Annotated in this window: 6 protein-coding genes; all 6 read right to left on the bottom strand. The window is 50.2% G+C overall.

Annotated features, from left to right (window positions below; translation table 11 throughout):
- Nucleotides 1-1215, bottom strand: a 1215-nt coding sequence (locus tag AACZ40_RS27575; protein ID WP_339676782.1) for a cbb3-type cytochrome c oxidase subunit I, incomplete at its 3' end; no start/stop codon positions are given.
- Between the two features lie 112 nt (nucleotides 1216-1327).
- The gene (coxB, locus tag AACZ40_RS27570; protein ID WP_291168137.1) at nucleotides 1328-2296 is read right to left on the bottom strand and encodes a cytochrome c oxidase subunit II; all 969 of its coding nucleotides are present in this window, start codon (nucleotides 2294-2296) and stop codon (nucleotides 1328-1330) included.
- 99 nt (nucleotides 2297-2395) lie between these two features.
- Complete coding sequence (locus AACZ40_RS27565; protein WP_291168135.1) at nucleotides 2396-3253, bottom strand: SCO family protein; 858 nt, start codon at nucleotides 3251-3253, stop codon at nucleotides 2396-2398.
- A complete protein-coding gene (locus tag AACZ40_RS27560; RefSeq protein ID WP_291168133.1) occupies nucleotides 3250-3579 on the bottom strand; it encodes a hypothetical protein in 330 nt (109 codons plus the stop codon). The genes AACZ40_RS27565 and AACZ40_RS27560 overlap by 4 nt, the downstream gene beginning before the upstream one ends.
- 50 nt (nucleotides 3580-3629) lie before the next feature.
- The gene (locus AACZ40_RS27555) at nucleotides 3630-4871 is read right to left on the bottom strand and encodes a quinol:cytochrome C oxidoreductase (protein ID WP_291168131.1); all 1242 of its coding nucleotides are present in this window, start codon (nucleotides 4869-4871) and stop codon (nucleotides 3630-3632) included.
- A 60-nt stretch (nucleotides 4872-4931) separates the two neighbouring features.
- Entirely contained in the window at nucleotides 4932-6314 is a 1383-nt protein-coding gene (locus AACZ40_RS27550) for a quinol:electron acceptor oxidoreductase subunit ActD (RefSeq protein ID WP_291168129.1), read from the bottom strand.
- Between the last annotated feature and the right edge of the window lie 99 nt (nucleotides 6315-6413).

Raw genomic sequence — 6413 nt, 5'->3', positions numbered from 1 at the left:
ACCCATCATCACATAGTGGAAGTGGGCCACCACGAAGTAGGTATCATGCAGGTGGATGTCGGTTGCTAGCGTTGCCAGGAATAATCCCGTCAGACCACCAATCGAAAAGATGAACAGGAACGCCAGTGCATAACACATGGCGGTGGTAAAGCGGATCGAACCTTTATACATGGTCGTCAACCAGTTAAAGACTTTGATGGCGGACGGAATCGACACGCTGAAGGTAATCGCAGAGAAGACCACGGCGACCACTTTAGACTGACCGGAAACAAACATATGGTGTCCCCAGACCAGGAAGCCGAAAATGGCAATTGCGATACTGCTGTAAGCGATGAAGCGGTATCCGAAAATATGTTTGCGGCTGTGAACGGCAATCACTTCACTGACCACGCCCATCGCGGGCAGAATCATCACGTACACCGCGGGGTGTGAATAGAACCAGAAGAAGTGCTGGAACAGAACCGGGTCCCCGCCGAGGGCAGGGTCAAAAATACCGATGTGAAACGCACGTTCGACAACCAGCAGCAGACCGGTAATCCCCAATACGGGAGTCGCCAGAATCTGAATCAGGGCCGTCGCATACAGGGCCCACAGGAACAGAGGCATCTTGAACCAGGTCATTCCCGGCGGTCGCATGGTGTGAATCGTCACAATGAAATTCAGTCCGGTGAAAATCGAACTGAAGCCCAGAATGAAGACCCCCAACAGGGCGGTAATCACCGCGGTACTGGTGGTGATACTGTAAGGTGTGTAGAAGGTCCACCCGGTATCCAGTCCCCCCAGTGCCAGGGCAGCCAGGAAGAAGGCGGCACCGAACATCCAGAGATAAAAGCTACCCAGGTTCATGCGGGGAAAGGCCACATCTTTCGCGCCCAGCATCACCGGCAGGATGATATTTCCAATCGCCGCCGGCACACCGGGGATGATGACCAGGAAGGTCATGATGGCACCGTGCAGGGTAAACATCTGATTGTACCCATCCGCACTCAGCAGAATTCTTGCGGGGGACAACAACTCTGTACGCAGCAGAACCGCGAACAGTCCTCCCAGGAAGAATGCACAGGTCACACCGATCAGGTACATGATACCGATGCGTTTGTGATCGAGGGTGAAAAACCAGCTCTTCCAGCCCTTCGAACAGTTTAAATAATTCAATTCGCGGTATTGAATCGGGAAATCTGATTTTGGATTGGAGGAGTCAACTACTGTTGCCATCTTCCAGCCTCCTGAATAATTTCAAATGGGGTCGGATTAAAAATCCTGAAACACAATGGAGAAACAGATTCTCACTTTTTAATTTATCTATCAAATCGATTCATCAGCGCCACTACTTCTGGGCTTTGATGAACGCGATGATTGCAGTAATGTCCTCGTCGGTCAGCTGTCCTTTGAAGGTCGGCATGATCGGCCGGAAACCGGTCACGATCTGGGACTGTGGTTCCAGAATTGACTGACGAATGTAATTCGCATCAGCAATCCGGGAGGTGCCATCAGTAAACTTCCGCTCGCTGTCAAACAGCCCCTTGAAACTCGGTCCGTTCTTGGGAACACCGTCCAGCGAGTGACATTGAATACAGCCACGACTCTTGTAGAAGTATTCCCCGGCTTCGACGGGCGTTTTGTTTTTGTGAATATCGGATGCGTTCTGCAGCCATTTGTCAAAATCACCTCGTGTTTCGTGCACGACCACATTGGTGATCATTTCCGAGTGTTTCTGGCCGCAGTATTCGGCACACATCAGGGGAAACGTTCCTGCCTGTGTGGCATTGAACCATTGCTGCGTGTAGCGTCCGGGAACCACATCCATTTTCGTACGGAATGCGGGGATCCACAGGCTGTGCAGAACATCGTCTGAAGCCATGGTGAGTGTCACATTTTCCCCTTTGGGGATATGCAGTTCACTTTCAATCCAGCCATTGGGGTATTTGAAGGCCCAGACCCATTTTTTTGCGACGACGCTGATTTCGTAAGAGGCTGCGGGAGGCGTTCGCATATCCAGGTAGGAGGTGAAGCCCACCCAGAACATGACGACTGTCAGCAGCGTGGGTATGACCGACCAGGAAAGTTCCAGGGTCAGGTTATGCGTGTTGGTTTTTACTGCTTCGACGCCGGGCCGATAACGGTATTTAATCATAAACAGCAGCATCAGTCCGACGATCAGCACGAAGAAAAACGTGCAGACCCACAGAATGAAAAAGTAAACAGAGTCTACATTCTCTGCTACTGTAGAACTTTGAGGCGGGAACCAGAAACCAGCTTCCGCGTTCGCTAATAATTCAGGGATGAATAGTTTCATCTGCATTCACACAATCAACTGTTGAGTGTTAAAATATTTAAGGTATTAACCAAATCTGATTAAAACACAAATTCCTCTGGCAGGAGGCTCTGAAACAGCTCAGGAGCCCCCGGTCACTTCATGAGCCTGCCCGGCTGCTGTATCCAGTTGCACTCTGCCTTTGCGTCCCCGCCAGTAGGGAATCAAAACCACAGTCAGGATAAAGACGGTAGCAAACCCACCAATTTTCATGATATTCCGTGCTGTCGGTGCGTACCGACCACTGTCTGCATCATAGTGAAAACAGAACAGCAAAAACCGATCAATGGTGGAACCGATTTTACCTTCCGACGCTTCCACCAGCGCCAGTTTCAAAGTCTGTTCGGGAAAACTGACGCCATACAGGTAGCGGGAAATTCGACCATCGGGTGTGCAGACCAGTAACACTGCCGGGTGAGCGTATTCTTTTCGCTCTTCGACATACTGGTATTGAACTCCCATGGCTTCCGCTAATTTTGTAATGGATGCCTGCTGACCGCACAGAAAATGCCAGCCACCGGCTGTGCCTGCTCGATCGTATTCCTTGAAGTACTTCTGTTTTGTCAAATTTGCCCGCTGATACGTCTCTTTCGGATCAATACTGACAGAGACAAAATCGTATTGTTGATCAGCCGACCACTCTAATTCTTTCAATCCCCTGACCAGCGCTGTGAGCTGCAAAGAACACAGCATCGGGCAGTTCGAATAATTCAGTGACAGGATCACGGGCCGATCTTTCTTGAAGTAATCGGCCAGCTTCACCTGTTTCCCGCTCGTATCCTGAAACTCCAGATCCAGAGGAAGTTTCGAATCCAGATGTTCGAGTACATCCAGCTGTGCAAGATCTTTGGGAGCTTTTTCCATACGCTCTGCCTGCACCGGGATGACGCAGCATGCCCAGCAGAGCAGAACCAGAATGGAAGATGCAAACGGTTTCATGGTTTTTTGGTTTTAGCCTGTTTCTGTTTTTCCTGTTCTTCCTGAACAACAATTTCCATTGCCCGGTCAATGGGCACTGCGACGACATTTTTGTCCTGGTCAATCCAGCGGTATTCCGTTAATGCAGCTGCCTGGTTGGCCAGAATGCTGTCGGAATTCACCTCTGGTACCTCGATCACTTTCACTTCATTCTCTGACTTTTCAAAGGAATAGCTCAAAGCGGCAACCGCGAATACGGTGAAAAACGTGATAATGGTTCCGACGGCACCAACGTATGCGATCATCGTGGTATCGAGATCATCATAGGCTGCTTTATGACCGGACATAGTTTATTCTCTTATTCTAGAAGGCACTGATCAATCTGATCAGATCGAAATTAAATATTATGAAATTCCAGTGATTCTTCGAGACGGGGATCCCGGACCGGCATGAGGGATTTCTCTCCGGCAAATTTCAGGATACCTGCGACAAAGATACCGCCCACTCCAATTGTACAACAGACATTGATCAGGATCATCCCGAAGCTGATGGCGGAACTTTCACCATGGGAGGCCATGTTCGGCATGACCAGCCAGAAGATATCGACCCAGTTCATGATCAGCAGGTAAACCGCCCAGAAACAGAGTGCCTTGGGATTTCGTTTCATCCAGCGTGACATGAAGAATACAAAGGGAATCGCAAAGTGCCCGATCACCAGGATCAGGGAGACAACGCCCCAGCCATTCGATTGGCGATCCAGAAAGAAGACTGTTTCCTCCGGAATATTGGCATACCAGATCAACAGATACTGTGAAATCGCAATATACGCCCAGAAGCAGTTGAAGGCAAACAGCAGCTTACCCACATCGTGCAGGTGTTCGACAGTAACTGGTTCCTGCAGCAACCCTTTGCTGCGGAGGAAAACCAGGCTGATAGCCAGGAAACTGAAGAACCCGACCAGACCTGCGGCAAAGTAATAGATGCCAAAAATGGTACTGAACCAGTGGGCATTCAGCGACATGATAAAGTCGATGGCTGCGAAAGAGAGTGTGAACGCATACAGCAGAATCGCTGGTCCACTGCGGCGTTCCATCAGCAGCGTCAGTTCCGGATCGCCGGTTGCATCCTGGGCAACCGATTTCCCCAGGAAATACCGGGCCAGAAAAATCCAGGAACCGAAGTAAATCAGGTAACGCAGAGCAAAGAAGCCGGTATTCAGATAAGGTGATTTGGCATGCAGCAGATGATCTTCGGCAACGGTCTCGGTATTGGCCCATTCATACAGCGTGTCATTCCCCATCAATGTGATCAGCACGATCGGCAGAACCAGCACGGACAGGGGAATCACTCCCAGGGAAATGAACTCGGACAGGCGGCGTAAAACCACACTCCAGCCGGCCCGTGTGAGCTGCTGGATCATCACAAAGAACAATGCTCCCAGGGAGATGCTCAGGCAGAAAAATGTACTCTGCAGATAAGAGAAGGCAAACAGATCCCACCCGTTCGTGAATACGAATCCCAGCAGGAAAGAGACCGGCAGCAGGGCAGAACAACCCAGGGCCACTTTCATGGGGAGGGAGCCCAGCTCAGCCAGGGTTTGAACGGGAATCTTCTTATCAGTATGAGGTGAAGTTTGCATAACGTTTCTTGTTTTTACAACGAGATTAAATTCAACAAGTTGTGTGTCGTAACGACTGACTTACTTTGTAGTTCGAAGTTTCTCTACTTCTTCCTGGCGCAGATCTTTCGCATCGATCTGATGACTTTTCTGCAGGGCTCGCAGATACAGAACGATGGCCCAGCGGTCTTCCGGAGGAATCTGTGCTGCATATCCCGGCATCTTGCGAACGCCGTTACTGATGGTATGGAACAGACGCCCTACCGGCAGATTACGCACGTTTTCAGTATGGTAAGAAGCGGGACGAACCCAGGTTCCCTGCTGCAATTCCATGGCTCGCAGTGAGACCAGGCCATCACCTTCTCCGCCAAGTCCATGACATGCAGAACAGTAAATGCTGTAACTTTCTTTTCCGCGTGCCATCATTTTCTCAGTGACCGGCATGGGGAACTCCGTCACCCAGGGCAGATCTGCCAGCTTATCTTCCGTCGCAGTTGCGGCAGAAGGATCTGCAGGAGGGGTATCCGCGGGTTTGGATGCTTCCACCTTGCCGTCGGCAGGTTTTGCTTCATCCTGCAGGGCAATCGCAATCACATCCTGGTCTTCCGGCAGTTCTTTCAGACCGTAGTAGAACGGAATATTATCGTCTTTGTATTGACCACGGGGAATGGTCCCTTCAATATGCGGACGGACTTCACGACCATCGGCGAAGATGTTCGTGGTGTTTTGTGTTTTCAGGTAAGGCTGAAAATCCATATCTTGAATGATGTGGATGCGTGGCGTATTCGTCGTCGTGGATCGTTTATAGGCGACCAGTGCGGGAGGCATGATTAACAGCACACCCACAAAGCTTAAAGCGAGAATCAGGGGTCGTGGCAGCTTGGGAGATTCTACGTCAGACCAGAACTCTTCGACCTGCAGCGGATTGAGTGAATTCAGAAATTCTCCCGTATCAATTTCGGAGAACTTCGCATCTTTCGCATCCATGCTGATAAAGAACCGGTCATTCGTCACGCGGCGGAACGCCTGTGATTTGAACATCGGATTGTACAATTTCGGCAGCTGGTTTAAGCCCAGCATCCCCAGAAAGGCACCGAAGGCAGCCAGCAGCACTGAAAGTTCAAACGTAATCGGAATACTCGCCGGAATACTGAAAAGCGGCTTACCACTGATCAGGAACGGGTAATCGACAGCGTTCATCCAGTACTGCATACTGACCGCGATCGTCCCGCCCATCAGGCCACAGCAGGCCACGATCCAGGGCAGAATCGTCCACTTGATCCCCATTGCCTCATCAATTCCGTGCAGCGGAAAAGGAGTGTGAGTATCCCACTTGCTGTAGCCGGCATCGCGAACTTTCTTTGATGCTTCGATCAACGCATGAGGATCATCGAACTCGGCAAGTAACCCGAGTAACTGGGGCTCTGCTTTTGTTTTTTCTGGTTGTTCGATTGTGGTCGCCATAATCTTTTTTATTCAAACAAATGAGTGAAGTCGTAGCTGAACTCAGTTCTGTCAGCACCAGTCTCTTGATTAAGTATCAGAATCTTTCGTGTGATAATT

Source organism: uncultured Gimesia sp., from assembly GCF_963972345.1.
GTDB lineage: Bacteria > Planctomycetota > Planctomycetia > Planctomycetales > Planctomycetaceae > Gimesia.
The sequence above is the reverse complement of the archived record's forward strand: the minus strand, read 5'-3'. Positions and strand labels throughout refer to the sequence as shown.